The sequence below is a fragment of the Kitasatospora sp. NPDC050543 genome (assembly GCF_044457565.1).
GTDB lineage: Bacteria > Actinomycetota > Actinomycetes > Streptomycetales > Streptomycetaceae > Kitasatospora.
The window spans coordinates 71,129-87,478 of record NZ_JBITGZ010000025.1 but is presented as its reverse complement, the minus strand read 5'-3'; the positions used below and the strand labels follow the sequence as shown (position 1 = coordinate 87,478).

Below are 16,350 nucleotides of genomic sequence, written 5' to 3'. Positions count from 1 at the left end.
CCGGGGCGCGCTGCCCCGGGCCCCTCGCACAGCGGCCGCGCTACTGCGGGACGTTGTCCCTGACCACGTCCGCCAGGGCGGACGGCGGTTCGAGCTGGTCGGGGTACGCGCCGGCGGGGACGTACACCTCGACGTTGGCCCGGCGCAGCGTGGTGGTGAAGCGGACACCGCCGTCGCGGTCGCGCTGGGGGAACCAGACCACGCCGTTCACCTCGGGGTACTTGGTCTCGCCGGCGTCGTCCAGCGCGTCCGGCCGCGGCACCCCGCAGCGCAGCACCGTCCGCGGCGAGCTGTCCCAGACCGCGACGTACGGCGAGGCCGGGGACGGGTCCTTGCGCGGGTGCCCGAGCAGCGTCTGCGGCAGCGCCTCGGCCAGCGCCCGGCAGTACGAGGCGGCCCGGGCCCCCGGCTCGGGCACCACGATCTCGGCGGGCGCACTCCAGTCGGCGAGCAGCAGCCCGATGCACCCGAGCAGCGCGACGGGCGGCGCGGCCCACCGGACGGGGGCCGGCAGTGCGCTCAGGACACGGGGTACACGGATGGTCGGGGCCACCCGCCGATGGTAGCCGGGCTACAGATGGACCACCGGACAGGTCAGGGTCCTCGTGATGCCCTCGACCTGCTGGACCTGGGCGACGACCAGGCGGCCCAGATCGTCCACGCTGTCGGCCTCGGCGCGCACGATCACGTCGTACGGCCCGGTGACGTCCTCGGCCTGCAGGACGCCGTTGATCTCGGAGATGGCCTGGGCCACGGCCGTGGCCTTGCCCACCTCCGTCTGGATCAGGATGTATGCCTGTACCACGAGGACCTCCCGGCGGCTGGGTACGGAGATCGCCGCCGTGATCGCCCGCAGGGGTGCAGTGGTGTGGGCTCACCGGCAGTCTGATCACCACGCTACCGCGCAGCAGGGCGGGGAGGGGAGACCCGCGCACCGCCGGAGGGCGTACGCTGCGCGCGGGGGAGCGCACAACCGCAGGGGCTCGGGGCCGCTGCCGGAAGACGTGAGAGGACGGCACATGCAGGGGACCGTGGGCGAGCTCGGCGAGTTCGGACTCATCAAGGAGCTGACCGCCAGGCTGCCGCTCACCCCGGCCGTCGTCCTTGGCCCGGGGGACGACGCCGCGGTGGTCAGGACGCCGGACGGCCGGGTGGTGGCCACCACCGACGTCCTGATCGAGGGCCGGCACTTCCGCCGGGACTGGTCCACCGCGTACGACGTGGGCCGCAAGTCCGCCGCGCAGAACCTCGCCGACATCGCGGCGATGGGTGCGGTGCCCACCGCGATACTGCTCGGCCTGGTCGCGCCCGCGGACCTGCCCACCACCTGGGCCACCGAACTGATGGACGGGCTGCGCGACGAGTGCCAGGTCGCCGGGGCGACGGTGGTGGGCGGCGACGTGGTGCGCGGCGACACCATCACACTGGCCATCACGGCGCTCGGGGACCTCCAGGGGCGCGAAGCCGTGACGCGCGCCGGCGCGCAGGTCGGCGACGTGGTCGCGGTGACCGGCTGGCTGGGCTGGTCGGCGGCCGGGCTCACCGTCCTCCAGCGCGGCTTCCGCTCGCCGCGCGCGTTCGTCGAGGCGCACCGCCGCCCCGAGCCGCCGTACCACGCCGGCCCGGCCGCGGCCGAGTTGGGCGCCACCGCGATGATCGACGTGAGTGACGGCCTGGTCGCCGACCTCGGCCACGTGGCCAAGGCCAGCGGTGTGGACATCGACCTGCGCGCCGCCGACTTCGACATCCCCGCGCAGATGTCCGACATCGGGCAGGCGGTCGGGGTCGACCCGCTGGTCTGGGTGCTCTCCGGTGGGGAGGACCACGCGATCGTGGCGACCTTCCCCGCCGCCGTCCAACTGCCCGCCCGCTGGCGGGTCGTCGGCGAGGTGGTGCGCAGGACCAACTCGCCGCGCGGGGTGGGGGCGCCGACCGTCGGGGGCGTGGGAAGGGTGACGGTCGACGGTGCGCCGTGGGACCGGATCGGCGGCTGGGACCACTTCGCCGAGTGAGCGGGGCCGCCCGGGGCTGCGCAGCGCCGAGCGGATGAGCGTCTAACGGAGGGCCGGTCCCGGTGTCGGGGCCGGCCCCGCGCGTTCTGCGCCGAGTGACCTTGGCGCGGGCGGGGAATGGGCTCGGCAGCGGGTGAAGCGCGTAGGCTTGCGATCAATGTCAGGTCTTGCCCGGATTGTCCACCGCCTGCCGGCCGGCCCCACCGCGGCCGGGTGGACGACCGGCGTCCATCTACCCGGGGGCCCACGCCCACGGAGCGGGAGAGCTCAGCCACCATGCGAATCGGCGTCCTGACCAGCGGCGGCGACTGCCCCGGACTCAACGCGGTGATCCGGTCGGTGGTGCACCGGGGCACCGACGTGCACGGCGACGAGATCATCGGGATCGAGGACGGCTTCCTCGGCCTGATCGAGGGCCGGTCCAGGCCCGTCTCGCACGACGACGTCACCGGCCTGCTCACCCTCGGCGGCACCATCCTGGGCTCCGCCCGGGTGCAGCGCGAGCGGATCAACTGGGCCGTCGACAACGCCAGGACGCTGGCCCGCAACGTCGGCATCGACGCCCTGATCGCGATCGGCGGCGAGGGCACGATCACCGCGGCCAAGCTGTTCAGCGACGCCGGGCTGCCGGTGGTCGGCGTGCCCAAGACCATCGACAACGACATCGCCGCCACCGACGTCACCTTCGGCTTCGACACCGCCGTGCACGTCGCCACCGAGGCCATCGACCGGCTGAAGACCACCGCCGAGTCGCACCAGCGGGTGATGGTCGTCGAGCTGATGGGCCGGCACACCGGCTGGATCACCCTGACCGCGGGCATGGCCGCAGGCGCCCACGGCATCCTGATCCCCGAGAAGCCCTTCGACATCGAGGCCGTCGCCAGGATGGTCGAGGACCGCTTCGAACGCGGCAAGACCTTCGCCATCATCGCCGTCGCCGAGGGCGCGGCGCCGCTGCCCGGCACGCTGCGCTTCGACCACGGCGGCGTCGACCAGTACGGCCACCAGACCTTCGGCGGCATCGGCACCCGGCTCGCCCACGAGCTGGAGGACCTGCTCGGCAAGGAGGCCAGGCCCGTCATCCTCGGCCACACCCAGCGCGGCGGCACCCCCACCGCCCGCGACCGGGTGCTCGCCACCCGTTTCGGCTGGCACGCCGTGGAGGCCGTCCACAAGGGCGCCTTCGGCTACTTCACCGCGCTGCGCGGCTCGGCCGTCGAGCTGGTCCCGGTCGCCGAGGCGATCACCAAGCTCAAGACGGTGCCGGCGGACCGCTGGACGGAATCCGAAGCCGTGCTCTGACCCGGGCCCGGTAGGTTGGGCCCATGCCCCTCCTGCCACCCTCTCCCGCTCCCGCCGCCGCCCCTCCCCGGGTGCTCACCGTCGCCGGCTCGGACTCCGGCGGCGGCGCCGGCATCCAGGCCGACCTCAAGGCGATGCTCGCGCTCGGCGTGCACGGTATGAGCGTCATCACGGCCGTCACCGCGCAGAACTCGCTCGGTGTGCAGGGCTACTGGGAGCTGCCCGCCGAGGCCGTCCGCGCCCAGTTCCGCAGCGTGGTGGACGACATCGGCGTGCAGGCCGTCAAGACCGGCATGCTCGCCTCGATCGAGCTGGTCGAGACCGTCTCCGAGCTGCTCGCCGGCATCGACGCCCCGGTGGTGGTCGACCCGGTCGGCGTCTCCAAGCACGGTGACGCGCTGCTCGCCGCCGAGGCCGTCGCCACCGTACGGGAGCGGCTGCTGCCCGTCGCCACGCTGGCCACGCCCAACCTGCACGAGGTGACACAGCTCACCGGTCTCACCGTCACGGGCGAGGGCGACATGCCCGCCGCCGCGCAGGCGCTGCTCGACCTCGGCCCGCGCTGGGTGCTGGTCAAGGGCGGCCACCTGGAGGGCGAGGCCGCCGACCTGCTGTACGGCGGCGCCGGTGAGCAGTACTGGTACCGCGCGCCCCGCTACGACAACCGGCACACCCACGGCACCGGTTGCACCCTGGCCAGCTCGATCGCCGCCGAGCTCGCCAAGGGCCTGGCGATGCCGGATGCCGTCGCGGCGGCGAAGGAGTACGTCACCGGCGCGATCGCGGGCGGCTTCGCGCTCGGCGCGGGCATCGGCCCGGTGGATCACGCCTGGCGCTGGCGCTGAAAGCCGCGAACACCGTCGGCCCGGGGGTGGAGCCCCGGGCCGACGGTGTTCGAGATGTCTCGCAGGACGACAGAAAGCCGGTCCATCCGAGGATGAACCGGCTGACTGGAGGACCGGCGTACCGGTCTGCGCGTCAGCGCGAGACCTTACCGGCCTTGATGCACGAGGTGCAGACGTTGAGCCGCTTCGGCGTCCGCCCGATCACAGCGCGCACCGTCTGGATGTTGGGGTTCCAACGACGACGGGTACGGCGGTGCGAGTGGGAGATGTTGTTGCCGAAGCCCGGCCCCTTGCCGCAGACGTCGCAGTTGGCAGCCACAGGAGTCACTCCAAGACTTCAGATCATTTACGTTCGAAAACCCCGACTGAACCAACGGGCCACTCACGTGGACCGGACCGGATCAAGGGGTGAGCCCAGATTGTTCCAGGCAACCGGAAGAGCATACAACGCTTGCTTCCGTTCAACGAAACTACCACGTCCGGCGCCCCGACCCCGACCGGACGAGCATCCGCGCAGGCAGGAGGGCCGCTCCCGGGTCGCCCCCGATAACCTGCCAGCATCGCCCCTTGCCGCCCGCAGTTCACCCTGAAGCCGTCGCGGCGTTCCACCCGGAGGAGACCTGGTGCTGCACACGCTCGACGCCCCGGCCGTGCGCACCTGGTGCCAGCTGGCACTGCGCGCGCTCGGTCAGGCCCGCGAGGAGATCGACGCACTCAACGTCTACCCCGTCCCCGACGGTGACACCGGCACCAATCTCTACCTGACCGTGGAATCGGCCGCCGCCGCCGTGGAGAGCCGGTTCGCCGACCGCTCCGAGCCCGCCCCGGCTGCCGGCGCCGAGGGACCGGACCTCGGGGAGGCGGCCAGGGCGATGGCCAAGGGCGCGCTGATCGGCGCCTGCGGCAACTCCGGTGTGATCCTCGCGCAGTGGCTGCGCGGCACGGCCGAGACCCTGGCCACCCGCGGCGGCGGCGCCGACGACCTTCGTGCCGCCCTGCTGCGGGCCGCCGAGGCCGCCTACCAGGCCGTCGCGGACCCCGTCGAGGGCACCCTGCTCACCGTCGCCGCCACCGCCGCCGAGGAGGCCGCCGCGGCCGACGGCGGCCTCGCCCAGGTCGCCGACACCGCCTACCGCGCCGCCCGCCGGGCCCTGCTGCGCACCCCCGACCAGCTCGCCGTACTCGCCGAGGCCGGGGTGGTGGACGCCGGCGGGCGCGGCCTGGTCGCCGTCCTCGGCGCGCTCGCCGACGCCGTCGCCGGCCACCACCCGATGGGCCCGGTCGCCCTGCGCGAAACCATGTCGGACGCCGAGCGCGACCGCTTCGCCCAGAGCTGCGAGGACCACGTCCGCCCGCCCGGCCCCGGCCACCCCGCCTTCGAGGTCATCTACCTGCTGGACGCCCCCGACCACGCCCTGCCCGCCCTGCGGGAGCGGCTCGCCGGCCTCGGCGACTCGCTGGTGGTCGGCGGCGGCGACGGCCTGTGGAACGTCCACGTGCACGTCGACGACGCGGGCGCCGCCGTCGAGGCGGGCGTCGAGGCGGGCCGGCCGTACCAGATCCGGATCACCCACTTCGCCGAGGCCGCCGCCCGGGCCGGCTCCGCCCGGGCCGCCGGCCCGTCCGAACCGCGCGGCCGGACGGTGCTCAGCGTGGTCTCCGGCGCCGGACTCGCCGAGCTCTGCGAGCAGGCCGGCGCTGCCGTGCTGCACGCCGACCCGGACCGGCCACCGGCCAGTGCCGAACTCGCCGCCGCCGTCCGCCGGGCCGGCTCGCGCGAGGTCGTCGTCCTGCTCAACGATCCCGAGCTGCGCGCCGCCGCCGGGGCCGCCGCCGACCAGCTGCGCGAGGAGGGCGTACGGATCGCCGTTCTGCCCACCCGCTCGCCCGTGCAGGGCCTGGCCGCGCTCGCCGTGCACGAGGCCTCCCGCCGCTTCGACGAGGACGTGGTCGCGATGACCTCGGCCGCCGGCGCCACCCGGTACGCCGAACTCGCCGTCGCCGAGGGGGAGTCCTGGACGATGGCCGGCGTCTGCCAGGCCGGCGACGTACTCGGCCTGATCGACGGCGACGTCGCCCTGATCGGCCGCGACCTCGGTGCCACCGGCGAGGCGGTGCTCGCCAGGATGCTCGCGGCAGGCGGCGAACTCGTCACCCTGATCCTCGGCGAGGGGGCGCCCGAGGGCCTCGCCGAGCAGCTCGTCGCGCACGCCCGCCGGCAGCGGCCGGAGGTGGACGCGGTCGTCTTCGAGGGCGGCCAGGAGTCCGCCCCGCTGCTCATCGGGGTGGAGTAGCGGACGGACGGGCTCCGGGACGGCGCTCCCGGGCGCGGTCGCGGGCGGGCCGCCGGACGGCAGCGGGGTGGGAGCGCACCGGTTGTCGGTCGGCTGGTGTCCAATTGGGGGCGTGATGGCCGCACTCGACGAACCCCTGACCAAGCTGGTCGGCGACCGCACCGCCAAGGTGCTCGCCGACAGCCTCAAGCTGCGCACGGTCGGCGACCTGCTGCACCACTACCCGCGCCGCTACGCCGAGCGCGGGCAGCTCACCAGCCTGGACGACCTGGAGGTCGACGAGCACGTCACCGTGCTCGCCCGGATCGAGAAGGTCACCCTCATCCCGTTCAAGGCCCGCCGGGGCGACCGCCTCGAAGTCGTGGTCACCGACGGGCGCGGCCGGCTCAGCCTGGTGTTCTTCAACCAGGGCTGGCGGCAGAAGGAACTGCGCCCCGGCGCCCAGGGCCTGTTCGCCGGCAAGGTCGGCCTGTTCAACCGCACCCGCCAGCTCGCCGCCCCCGACTACCAGCTGCTGGACGAGTCCGAGGGCAGCGGAGCGGTCGAGAAGTTCGCCGGCCGGATGATCCCGGTCTACCCCGCCAGCGCCCAGGTGCCGACCTGGAAGCTCGCCCAGTGCGTCGAGATGGCCCTCGACAGCCTCACCGCCACCGGCTGGGAGGGCGTCGGCGAGCCGCTGCCCGCCGAGCTGCGCGACAAGCACCGGCTGATCCCGCTGCCCGAGGCGCTGGAGCTGATCCACCGCCCGCGCACCCACGCCGACCGCGAGCGGGCCCAGAGCCGGCTGCGCTGGGACGAGGCCTTCGTCCTCCAGGTCGCGCTGGCCCAGCGCCGCGCCGCCGACTCCGCCCTGCCCGCCGTGCCCCGCCCGGCCCGCGCCGGCGGCCTGCTGGACGCCTTCGACGCCCGGCTGCCGTTCACCCTCACCGACGGCCAGCGATGCGTCTGCGCCGAGATCTTCGCCGACCTCGCGACCGCCCACCCGATGCACCGGCTGCTCCAGGGCGAGGTCGGCTCCGGGAAGACCCTGGTCGCGCTGCGCGCGATGCTGAGCGTCGTCGACGCGGGCGGGCAGGCCGTCCTGCTGGCGCCCACCGAGGTGCTCGCCCAGCAGCACCACCGCTCCATCGTCGAGATGATGGGGGACCTGGCCGAGGGCGGCATGCTCGGCGGCTCCGACCTCGGGACGAAGGTCGTGCTGCTCACCGGCTCGATGGGCGTCCCGGCCCGCCGCCAGGCCCTGCTCGACATGGCCTGCGGGGACGCCGGCATCGCCATCGGCACGCACGCCCTGATCGAGGACAAGGTCCAGTTCCAGGATCTCGGCCTGGTCGTCGTCGACGAGCAGCACCGCTTCGGCGTCGAGCAGCGCGACGCCCTGCGCGCCAAGGGCGAGCAGCCACCGCACCTGCTGGTGATGACGGCCACCCCGATCCCGCGCACCGTCGCCATGACGGTCTTCGGGGACTTGGAGACCTCCGTCCTCGACCAGCTGCCGGCCGGCCGCTCGCCGATCTCCACCCATGTGGTGCCCGCCGTGGAGAAGCCCAACTTCCTGGCCCGGGCCTGGGAGCGGGTCCGCGAGGAGGTCGGCAAGGGCCACCAGGCGTACGTGGTCTGCCCCCGGATCGGGGACGAGGACACCGCCGACCCCAAGGCCGCCGCCAGGAAGCGCCGGGCGCAGCCCGACGACCCGGAGGACCTGGGCGCCGCGAGCGACGACCGCCGGCCGCCGCTCGCCGTCCTGGAGACCGCCGACACGCTCGCCAAGGGCCCGCTGGCCGGGCTGCGGATCGACATCCTGCACGGGCGGCTCCAGCCCGACGCCAAGGACGACGTGATGCGCCGCTTCGCCGCCGGCCAGGTGGACGTGCTGGTCGCCACCACCGTCATCGAGGTGGGCGTCAACGTCCCCAACTCCACCGCGATGGTGATCATGGACGCAGACCGTTTCGGCGTCTCCCAGCTCCACCAGCTGCGCGGGCGGGTCGGCCGGGGCAGCGCACCGGGTCTGTGCCTGCTGGTGAGCGACATGCCGGCGCTCAGCCCCGCCCGGGCCCGCCTCGACGCCGTCGCCGCCACCCTGGACGGCTTCGAGCTCTCCCGGATCGACCTCGAACAGCGCCGCGAGGGCGATGTGCTGGGCCAGGCCCAGTCCGGGGTGAAGTCCTCGCTGAAGGTGCTCTCCGTGCTGGAGGACGAGGAGGTCATCGTCGCCGCCCGGGCCGAGGCCGCCGCGCTGGTCGCCGCCGACCCCTCCCTGGCCGACCACCCCGACCTGCGCACCGCCCTCGCCGGCCTGCTCGACGAGGACCGTGCGGAGTACCTGGAGAAGGGCTGAACCCGGCGGCCGGAGCCGCTCGATTGTCAGTGCCCCGCGAGAGAATGTAGTTGTTCAGGACGCATCATCAATGTGCGTTCCTGGCACGACACTTGGGGGTCCTGCCATGGCATTCCGTCATCTCAACGAGCTCCCGCTCGGCGACAAGGTCTTCAGGATCGAACTCGCCAGCGAGGACGACCGCGAGGTCACCCTCACCCTGACCGGCTGGCGCGAGGGTGCCGCCTCCGCGCCGCTGGCCTCGGGCAAGCTGCGCCTGCCGGTGGAGGACGTCGCCTCGCTGCGCATCGCGCTCAACCGCGCGCTGCGCGCCCTGGCGATCGTCGCCGACGTCTCCGAGCCCATCCCCGACCGTGACGTGCTGCGCGAGCTCTACCCCGGCCACGGCGCGCCCTGGGTGCCGCAGCACGAGGAGGAGCTGGTCCGGCGCTTCCACGAGAGCGAGACCATCGCCCGGATCGCCGCCCGCTTCGGCCGTACGCCCGACTCCGTCCGCACCAAGCTGCGCGAACTCGGCCACGACCCGCGCCGTCCGGAGTTCTGCCCGCCCGACGGCTGCCTGTCCTGGTCCCGCTACGCCTCTCCGGCGCTGCTGGGGGCGGTGGCGCCCGCCGAGTGACGCATCGGGGGGTGAAGCGCGCTTGAATGGGGGAGCCCCGCCGGCCGGCGGGGCTCCGCCACGAAAGGACTCCGCAGCAGATGACCCGCGTGATCGCCGGGGTGGCCGGCGGCCGCCGCCTGGCCGTACCGCCCGGCCGGGGCACCCGCCCGACCTCCGACAAGGCCCGCGAGGCGATGTTCTCCACCCTGGAGTCGCTGCGCGGCACACTCCACGGCGCCCGGATGCTCGACCTGTTCGGCGGCTCCGGCGCGGTGGGCCTGGAGGCGCTCTCGCGCGGTGCTGAGCACGTCCTGCTGGTCGAGGCGGACGGCCAGGCCGTCCGGGTGATCCGGGAGAACGTCAGGATCGTCGACCTGCCCGGCGCCGAGGTGCGGGCCGACCGGGCGGAGCGGGTGATCGCCGGACGGGCCCCCGAGGCCCCGTACGACCTGGTCTTCCTCGACCCTCCGTACGTCGTCACGGACGACGAGGTCCGCGAGATGCTGATCACAATGAGCGCCGGGGGCTGGCTCGCGGCGGACGCACTCGTCACCGTGGAGCGCAGCACCAGGGGCGGTGAGTTCGGCTGGCCCGAGGGCTTCGACGTGCTGCGCTCGCGCCGGTACGGCGAGGGGACCCTCTGGTACGGTCGCGCCGCCGCCGAGGCCCCCCGGTTGTGACCTTGTGACCGCGGGCCCGTCGGCCGCGGCCACCGGACCCACGCAGCACCGGAGCACCCCGTCGTAACGGACCACCCCGCCGTACCCGACCACCCGCCGTACCGGACCCCACAAGGGAGCACACGTCATGCGCCGCGCCGTCTGTCCCGGGTCGTTCGACCCCATCACCAACGGCCATCTCGACATCATCGAGCGGGCCTCGAAGCTGTACGACGTGGTCCATGTCGCGGTGGCGGTCAACCGGAGCAAGCAGAGCATGTTCTCGGTCGAGGAGCGCATCGCGCTGATCGAGGAGACCACCGCCCGGTACGGGAACATCGAGGTCGAGTCGCACAGCGGTCTGCTGGTGGACTTCTGCCGTGAGCGCGGCATCCCCGCGATCATCAAGGGGCTGCGGGCGGTCAGCGACTTCGACTACGAGCTCCAGATGGCCCAGATGAACCACGGCCTGAGCGGTGTCGAGACGCTGTTCGTGCCGACCTCGCCGACGTACAGCTTCCTCTCCTCCAGCCTGGTCAAGGAGGTCGCGGGCTACGGCGGCGACGTCTCCCACCTGCTGCCCGAGGTGGTGCACCGGCGGCTGGTGGAGCGGATCGCCGAGCGGCGGGCCGCCGAGTAGGGCCTTGTGTCCGTTTCTGCCGGTTCGTCACCACCTGTCCCCCTCCCGGGTGGCCGGGCGGGCCCGGGCGTTGTGAGCTCCCCCCGCAGTGGCCGTACAGTCTGTATCCCTGCCCTGCGGTGAGGTGCACCGCGCCGGGCCTGCCTCCGCCGGAAGTCGGCGGCACACGGAAAGTGGACCCCCCGTGGACGTGCAGAACAAGGTCGACGAGATCGTCGCGGCCGTCGAGAACGCCCGCTCGATGCCCATGTCGGCCTCCTGTGTGGTGAACCGCGCCGAACTGGTCGGACTGCTCCAGGAGCTGCGGGCCTCGCTGCCCGCCGAGCTGGCCCAGGCGCAGTCGGTGATGGCCGACCACGAGCAGGTCGTCGCCGACGCCCAGGCCGAGGCCGAGCGGATCATCCACGGCGCGCACGCCGAGCGCGGTTCGCTGATCTCGGACACCGAAGTGGTCCGCCGGGCCCAGGCCGAGGCGGACCGCATCCTCGCCGAGGCCCGCGCCGAGGTGACGGCCAAGCGCGCCGAGGCCGACGACTACGTGGACAGCAAGCTCGCCAACTTCGAGGTTGTGCTCACCAAGACCCTGGGCGCCGTGGGCCGCGGCCGTACCAAGCTGCGCGGCGACTCCAGCGTGTTCGAGACCGAGTACAACGGCGAGAGCGACGGCGAGGAGTTCCAGCCGCAGGTCAGCCCGAGCCCCGAGGTCGACGAGTACGTCGATGTGAAGCTCGCCACCCTGGAGACGGTGCTCAGCAAGACCCTGGAGGCCGTCGGCAAGGGCCGCGACAAGCTCCTCGGCAAGGCGCCGATCGACGACCTGGGCGCCTACCTGGCCGCCGCCGATGAGGCGCAGCAGCTCAAGGACCGCGCCGAGGCCGTCGCGGCCGGCTTCGCCCCCGACGCGGACGGCGAGGAGCAGCCCTGGTACCGCGCCGACATCCCGCAACAGCAGAACTGGTCCGAGCAGACCCCGGCTGCCGCTGGCTGGCAGGCCCCCGGGGAGGACCGGTACGCGGCCGCCGCCCAGTACCCGGCCGGCCCGGACGGCGGGCAGTACGCCGACGTGTACGGCGCGGGCTACGACCAGGCGGGCCAGGGCCAGGCCGACCCGTACGGCAACCAGTACGGCTACCAGCCGCAGCCGCAGCCGGTGTACCCCGGCCCGGCGCAGGGGCATCAGCAGGACGGCTACGGCTACCAGCAGCACGGCTTCGACGGCGGCGGGCAGGGCGGGCAGCAGTACGACGCCTGGGGCCAGCCGCTGCCGGAGGCGGGCGGCTACCCGCAGCCGCCCGCCGGGCCGCCGCAGGTGCCCGCGCAGGGGATGCAGCCGGGCATGCAGCAGCACGGCGAGCAGCAGCCGGGTCTGGACGAGACCAGCTTCTTCGACACCAGCATGATCGACATGACCCGGCTGCGGGAGCTCGGCGGGCGGTAGGGGCGTCAGTGGGCCGCCCCGAGGCGGCCCGCGGGCTGCCGCGCGGCTGCGCCGGGCCGTTCCGGGGTCGTTCCGGAGCTGGTCCGGGGTTGCTCCGGGGCTTGCCCGCGGCGGTCCGGGAGCCGGGTGCGGGCCATCGAAGTTGGGCCTGGCCGGACTCTCCGGTAGTCTGACCACTCCGGCCTTTCCGCGCCGGTGCTGTCCGGCTGCCCGCGCATCGCCACGATACGTAGCGCCGCACATCGTACGAATCACCCGCGCCACGCAGGCACGCGTGCCGCCTCAGGAAGTCAGGACACCTTGAACCGCCTCGACCACCGCGACCCCCTCGTGTTCGACACGCACGAGCTCGGCCGTCGCCCCGGATCGCTGCGCAAGGTCGTCCGCACCCTGGAGGCCCCCGAGGGCCTGGGCATCATCGATGTGATCGGCGTACCGGAGAAGAGCGAGATCAAGCTCGAACTCCGCCTGGAGTCGGTGGTCGAGGGCGTGCTCGTGACGGGCACCGCCGAGGCCCGCGTCGAGGGCGAGTGCGTACGCTGCCTGGAGCCCGTCGAGGACGAAATCGACGTGGACTTCCAGGAGCTGTTCTACTACCCGGAGTCCGACGAGCGTCACCGCGCCCGGACGGCCGGTGCCGAGGAGCTCGACGAGGACTCGGACGAAGAGACTTACCGGCTGGAGGGCGATTACTTCGACCTGCAGCCGGTGCTGCGTGACGCGGTGGTGCTCGCACTGCCGTTGCAGCCGGTGTGCCAGGAAGACTGCCTGGGCCTGTGCTCCGAATGCGGAGCGCGCCTGAGCGACGACCCGACGCACCACCACGAGGCCGCCGACCCCCGGTGGGCGGCTCTGCAGGGACTCTCCGCCGCCCCCGGCGACGAGGGTGACGGAATCAAGAACAGCGACACCCGTGAGGGTGCCGCCGAGAACCAGGAGAAGTAGCCGTGGCTGTTCCGAAGCGGAAGATGTCGCGCAGCAACACGCGCCACCGCCGTTCCAACTGGAAGGCCGTCGTTCCGGCCCTCGTGGCGTGCGACCGCTGCCACGAGCCGAAGCTCGGCCACACCGCGTGCCCGAGCTGCGGCACGTACAACCGTCGCCAGGTCCTCTCGGTCTGATCGGCGGGGTGTACGGATCGATGTCGGACGGAAACTCCTCCCGCAAGTCGGCTTCCACCAACGGAAGCAGGGCCGGCGGGCCGGCTTCGACCGAATACGACGTCCTGGAAGGGCGCCTCGGGTACACACTCGAGCGCGCCCTTCTGGTACGTGCCCTGACCCACCGCTCGTTCGCGTACGAGAACGGCGGGCTGCCCACCAACGAGCGCCTGGAGTTCCTCGGCGACTCGGTGCTGGGCCTGGTGGTGACCGACACCCTCTACCGCGTCCACCCGGACGTCCCCGAGGGCACGCTCGCCAAGCTGCGCGCCGCGGTGGTCAACTCCCGCGCGCTCGCCGACGTGGGCCGTGGCCTTGAGCTCGGCACCTTCATCCGGCTCGGCAAGGGCGAGGAGGGGACCGGCGGACGCGACAAGTCGTCGATCCTCGCCGACACCGTCGAAGCCGTGATCGGCGCCGTCTACCTGGACCAGGGCCTGGACGCGGCAACCGACTTCGTCCACCGGCTGTTCGACCCGCTGATCGAGGAATCCTCTCAGCTCGGCGCCGGCCTGGACTGGAAGACCAGCCTTCAGGAGCTCACCGCCTCGGCGGGCATCGGAGTTCCCGAGTACGTGGTCGAGGAGTCCGGACCGGACCACGAGAAGACCTTCACCGCCGCGGCCCGGGTGGCCGGCGAGGACTTCGGCAGCGGCGTCGGCCGCTCGAAGAAGGAAGCCGAGCAGAAGGCCGCGGAGAGCGCCTGGCGCGCGATCAAGGAGAAGTACGCCGACAGCCCGCGCGGCGGCGGCTCCGCCTGATCCCGCTTCGTCCGGTCCGGGCCCGTGCGCCCGGCGGACGGAGTAGCCTTCCTGCTCCCAACCCCTGTGTGCCGGAGGCTTGTCGAAGTGCCCGAACTCCCCGAGGTAGAGGTCGTCCGGCGCGGGCTCGCGAACTGGGTCGCCGGCCGGACGGTCTCCGACGTTCAGGTGCTCCACCCCCGCGCCGTCCGCCGTCAGGCCGCCGGCGCCGCCGACTTCACCGCCAGGCTCACCGGTGCGACCTTCGGCGAGGCCCAGCGGCGCGGCAAGTACCTCTGGGTGCCGCTGGCCGACTCGGGGTTCTCGCTGATCGGCCACCTCGGTATGAGCGGCCAACTCCTCGTCCAGGACCCGGTCGTGCCGGACGAGATCCACCTGCGGGTCCGCCTGCGCTTCAGCGACGGCGGACGCGAACTCCGCTTCGTCGACCAGCGCACCTTCGGCGGCCTCGCCGTGGAGGAGGCCGAGGACGGCGATCCCGAGGCCACCCCGGTCTCCATCGCGCACATCGCCCGCGACCCGCTCGACCCGCGCTTCGACGACGCCGCCTTCCTCACCGCCCTGCGGGCCAAGCGCACCACCGTCAAGCGGGCGCTGCTCGACCAGACCCTGATCAGCGGTGTCGGCAACATCTACGCCGATGAGGCGCTCTGGCGCTCCCGGCTGCACTACGACCGCCCCACCGCGAACCTCACCCGCCCGCAGGCCGCGCTCCTGCTGGCGAGCGCACGCGAGGTGATGACCGCGGCCCTCGCGGTCGGCGGCACCAGCTTCGACAGCCTGTACGTCAACGTGAACGGCGAGAGCGGCTACTTCTCCCGCGACCTGGACGCCTACGGCCGCGAGGGCGAACCCTGCCGCCGCTGCGGCACCCCGGTCCGCCGCGCCGCCTGGATGAACCGCTCCAGCTACTTCTGCCCCCGCTGCCAGCGGGTACCGCGCGAGCGGTAGCGCGCTGCCACACCCGGCCGGCGCCCCGCCCTGCGGCGGCCCGCCCCGCCCCGCGGCGCGGGCCCGGGACCGGCCGCGCTAGCGCTTGCCGACCTCGTCGCGGCGCGGCTCCTCCTGGACGATGTCCTGTTCGGCCTGCCCGAAGTACGCGACGCCGACGGCGGAGACCACGGCCAGGACGAAGCCGACGACGCCGAGCCAGGCGAGGCCGGGCTTGGAGGAGTCACCGAGCCACAGGACGCCGACCACACCGGGGAGGACCGTCTCGCCGACCACCAGCGCGGCGGTGGCGCCGTTCACCGAGCCGATCTGCAGCGCGACCGTGTGCACGTACATACCGCCGATGCCGCCGACCAGGATCGCGTACAGCGCCGGGTCGGAGAGCAGCTGGCCGAGGTCGAAGGGGTCCACACCGTCGAGGATGCGGACGCCGACGCCGAGGGCGCCGAACCCGAGGCCGGAGAGCAGACCGGCCACGATGGCGCCGTTCGCGCCCATCCGCCGGACCAGCAGGCTGCCGCCGACGATCACGACCAGCGTGATGCCCAGCAGCCACCAGTGGAAGGACCGCGACGCGTAGTGGCCGCCCTCCGGTCCTGCGGCGACCGCGAGCAGGACCAGCGCCGCGCAGAGCACGGCGATCGACGCCCACTCCGGGCGCTTGAGCCGGATGCTGAGCAGCTTGATGCTCAGCACCGCGGTGATCACCAGGTTGGCGCTGATGATCGTCTGGGAGAGGAACAGCGGGAGCAGCCGCGCGGCCAGTGCGCCCAGCCCGAAGCCGATGAAGTCGAGCACCGTCCCGAGGATGAACTCCCAGGTCACAGCGGCCTTGGCGGTGGAGGAAAGGCTCGGTCCGCCGTGCTCGGTGATCCCGGCCTCGCGGCCGCGGGCAGCAGCCTCCTCCCGGGCCGATCGGCGGGAGCCGACCGCCTGGAGAACCGAGCCGGTGCCGTAGCAGGCCGAGGCTGCGACAGCGGTGACGAGGCCGATGATCACCAAATGCTCCGATCGGGAGGGCGCTGGAACGAACGCGGGAGGGAAGGGTCGCGCACGGGCGGGGAGGGACGGCGAGCAGCAGGCACCACTATGCCTGCTCGCGAGGCGGCGACCGCCGGCGGTCGCCGCCGGGCAGGCACCCGGGCAGGCACCCGGACAGGAACCCGCGCAGGCATCCGGGCACTGCTCGGCGCCGCGCGGTGCTCGCGGCCGTCGCCGGAGGCCGGTGATCAGCCGCCCTGCCGGTCGGCCGTGTCCGTCCGCCCAGCGCGACAGACGTGCGGCGCGTGGCTGGGGTTCCCGTTACCGGGTGCGATCACGGGCCGCCAGGGCAAGGTCATTCTGTG

General features: G+C 73.3%; 17 protein-coding genes. 13 read left to right on the top strand and 4 right to left on the bottom strand.

The annotated features are described in order from the left end of the window. Positions 1 to 40 precede the first annotated feature (40 nt). Both ACIBH3_RS26610 and ACIBH3_RS26605 read right to left on the bottom strand, forming a co-directional pair. The gene (locus ACIBH3_RS26610; protein WP_396314603.1) at positions 41 to 553 is read right to left on the bottom strand and encodes a DUF3515 domain-containing protein; all 513 of its coding nucleotides are present in this window, start codon (positions 551 to 553) and stop codon (positions 41 to 43) included. Between the two features lie 18 nt (positions 554 to 571). Beyond that, positions 572 to 805, bottom strand: a complete 234-nt coding sequence (locus tag ACIBH3_RS26605; RefSeq protein ID WP_396314602.1) for an Lrp/AsnC family transcriptional regulator — start codon at positions 803 to 805, stop codon at positions 572 to 574. A gap of 214 nt (positions 806 to 1,019) precedes the next feature. Between ACIBH3_RS26605 and ACIBH3_RS26600 the strand changes: the two genes are divergently transcribed. From ACIBH3_RS26600 to thiD, 3 genes are all read left to right on the top strand, one after another. Then, positions 1,020 to 2,012 (top strand): thiamine-phosphate kinase, encoded by a 993-nt coding sequence (locus ACIBH3_RS26600; RefSeq protein ID WP_396314601.1) that lies wholly within the window; start codon positions 1,020 to 1,022, stop codon positions 2,010 to 2,012. A gap of 276 nt (positions 2,013 to 2,288) precedes the next feature. Continuing rightward, positions 2,289 to 3,314: an ATP-dependent 6-phosphofructokinase gene (locus tag ACIBH3_RS26595; protein WP_396314600.1), complete on the top strand. Its 1,026-nt coding sequence runs from the start codon at positions 2,289 to 2,291 to the stop codon at positions 3,312 to 3,314. Between the two features lie 23 nt (positions 3,315 to 3,337). Next, the gene (thiD, locus tag ACIBH3_RS26590; RefSeq protein WP_396314599.1) at positions 3,338 to 4,159 is read left to right on the top strand and encodes a bifunctional hydroxymethylpyrimidine kinase/phosphomethylpyrimidine kinase; all 822 of its coding nucleotides are present in this window, start codon (positions 3,338 to 3,340) and stop codon (positions 4,157 to 4,159) included. Between the two features lie 133 nt (positions 4,160 to 4,292). Here thiD and rpmB read toward each other — a convergent pair whose 3' ends face one another. Continuing rightward, positions 4,293 to 4,478 carry a 50S ribosomal protein L28 gene (gene rpmB / locus ACIBH3_RS26585; protein WP_035846000.1) on the bottom strand — a complete coding sequence of 62 codons (186 nt, stop codon included), beginning with the start codon at positions 4,476 to 4,478 and terminating at the stop codon, positions 4,293 to 4,295. A 304-nt stretch (positions 4,479 to 4,782) separates the two neighbouring features. Between rpmB and ACIBH3_RS26580 the strand changes: the two genes are divergently transcribed. The 10 genes from ACIBH3_RS26580 to mutM all read left to right on the top strand — a co-directional run bounded on the left by ACIBH3_RS26580 (position 4,783) and on the right by mutM (position 15,004). Next, complete coding sequence (locus ACIBH3_RS26580) at positions 4,783 to 6,453, top strand: DAK2 domain-containing protein (protein WP_396314598.1); 1,671 nt, start codon at positions 4,783 to 4,785, stop codon at positions 6,451 to 6,453. Between the two features lie 115 nt (positions 6,454 to 6,568). Next, positions 6,569 to 8,794 carry an ATP-dependent DNA helicase RecG gene (gene recG / locus ACIBH3_RS26575; protein ID WP_396314622.1) on the top strand — a complete coding sequence of 742 codons (2,226 nt, stop codon included), beginning with the start codon at positions 6,569 to 6,571 and terminating at the stop codon, positions 8,792 to 8,794. 106 nt (positions 8,795 to 8,900) lie between these two features. Then, entirely contained in the window at positions 8,901 to 9,413 is a 513-nt protein-coding gene (locus tag ACIBH3_RS26570) for a hypothetical protein (RefSeq protein WP_396314597.1), read from the top strand. Between the two features lie 80 nt (positions 9,414 to 9,493). Continuing rightward, entirely contained in the window at positions 9,494 to 10,075 is a 582-nt protein-coding gene (gene rsmD, locus ACIBH3_RS26565) for a 16S rRNA (guanine(966)-N(2))-methyltransferase RsmD (protein WP_396314596.1), read from the top strand. Between the two features lie 127 nt (positions 10,076 to 10,202). Further along, positions 10,203 to 10,694, top strand: coding sequence for a pantetheine-phosphate adenylyltransferase (gene coaD / locus ACIBH3_RS26560; RefSeq protein WP_396314595.1), 492 nt, complete (start codon positions 10,203 to 10,205; stop codon positions 10,692 to 10,694). Between the two features lie 184 nt (positions 10,695 to 10,878). Next, complete coding sequence (locus ACIBH3_RS26555; RefSeq protein WP_396314594.1) at positions 10,879 to 12,132, top strand: cell division initiation protein; 1,254 nt, start codon at positions 10,879 to 10,881, stop codon at positions 12,130 to 12,132. 300 nt (positions 12,133 to 12,432) lie between these two features. Then, entirely contained in the window at positions 12,433 to 13,077 is a 645-nt protein-coding gene (locus ACIBH3_RS26550) for a YceD family protein (RefSeq protein WP_396314593.1), read from the top strand. Between the two features lie 2 nt (positions 13,078 to 13,079). Further along, positions 13,080 to 13,253, top strand: coding sequence for a 50S ribosomal protein L32 (gene rpmF, locus ACIBH3_RS26545; RefSeq protein WP_035797762.1), 174 nt, complete (start codon positions 13,080 to 13,082; stop codon positions 13,251 to 13,253). A 20-nt stretch (positions 13,254 to 13,273) separates the two neighbouring features. Continuing rightward, on the top strand, positions 13,274 to 14,053 hold the full coding sequence (gene rnc, locus ACIBH3_RS26540) for a ribonuclease III (protein ID WP_396314592.1): 780 nt from the start codon (positions 13,274 to 13,276) through the stop codon (positions 14,051 to 14,053). An 87-nt stretch (positions 14,054 to 14,140) separates the two neighbouring features. After that, positions 14,141 to 15,004 (top strand): bifunctional DNA-formamidopyrimidine glycosylase/DNA-(apurinic or apyrimidinic site) lyase, encoded by an 864-nt coding sequence (mutM, locus tag ACIBH3_RS26535; RefSeq protein WP_396314591.1) that lies wholly within the window; start codon positions 14,141 to 14,143, stop codon positions 15,002 to 15,004. Between the two features lie 78 nt (positions 15,005 to 15,082). On the opposite strand, the gene ACIBH3_RS26530 is transcribed toward mutM, so the two are convergent. Then, positions 15,083 to 16,003, bottom strand: coding sequence for a hypothetical protein (locus tag ACIBH3_RS26530; RefSeq protein WP_396314590.1), 921 nt, complete (start codon positions 16,001 to 16,003; stop codon positions 15,083 to 15,085). Positions 16,004 to 16,350 lie beyond the last annotated feature (347 nt).

What these genes read in the sequence shown, in the direction of transcription:
- thiD (WP_396314599.1), top strand. Translation starts at nt 3,338, where the DNA reads ATGCCCCTCCTGCCACCCTCTCCCGCTCCCGCCGCCGCCCCTCCCCGG.
- recG (WP_396314622.1), top strand. Translation starts at nt 6,569, where the DNA reads ATGGCCGCACTCGACGAACCCCTGACCAAGCTGGTCGGCGACCGCACC.
- ACIBH3_RS26600 (WP_396314601.1), top strand. Translation starts at nt 1,020, where the DNA reads ATGCAGGGGACCGTGGGCGAGCTCGGCGAGTTCGGACTCATCAAGGAG.
- coaD (WP_396314595.1), top strand. Translation starts at nt 10,203, where the DNA reads ATGCGCCGCGCCGTCTGTCCCGGGTCGTTCGACCCCATCACCAACGGC.
- ACIBH3_RS26595 (WP_396314600.1), top strand. Translation starts at nt 2,289, where the DNA reads ATGCGAATCGGCGTCCTGACCAGCGGCGGCGACTGCCCCGGACTCAAC.
- ACIBH3_RS26570 (WP_396314597.1), top strand. Translation starts at nt 8,901, where the DNA reads ATGGCATTCCGTCATCTCAACGAGCTCCCGCTCGGCGACAAGGTCTTC.
- rnc (WP_396314592.1), top strand. Translation starts at nt 13,274, where the DNA reads ATGTCGGACGGAAACTCCTCCCGCAAGTCGGCTTCCACCAACGGAAGC.
- rsmD (WP_396314596.1), top strand. Translation starts at nt 9,494, where the DNA reads ATGACCCGCGTGATCGCCGGGGTGGCCGGCGGCCGCCGCCTGGCCGTA.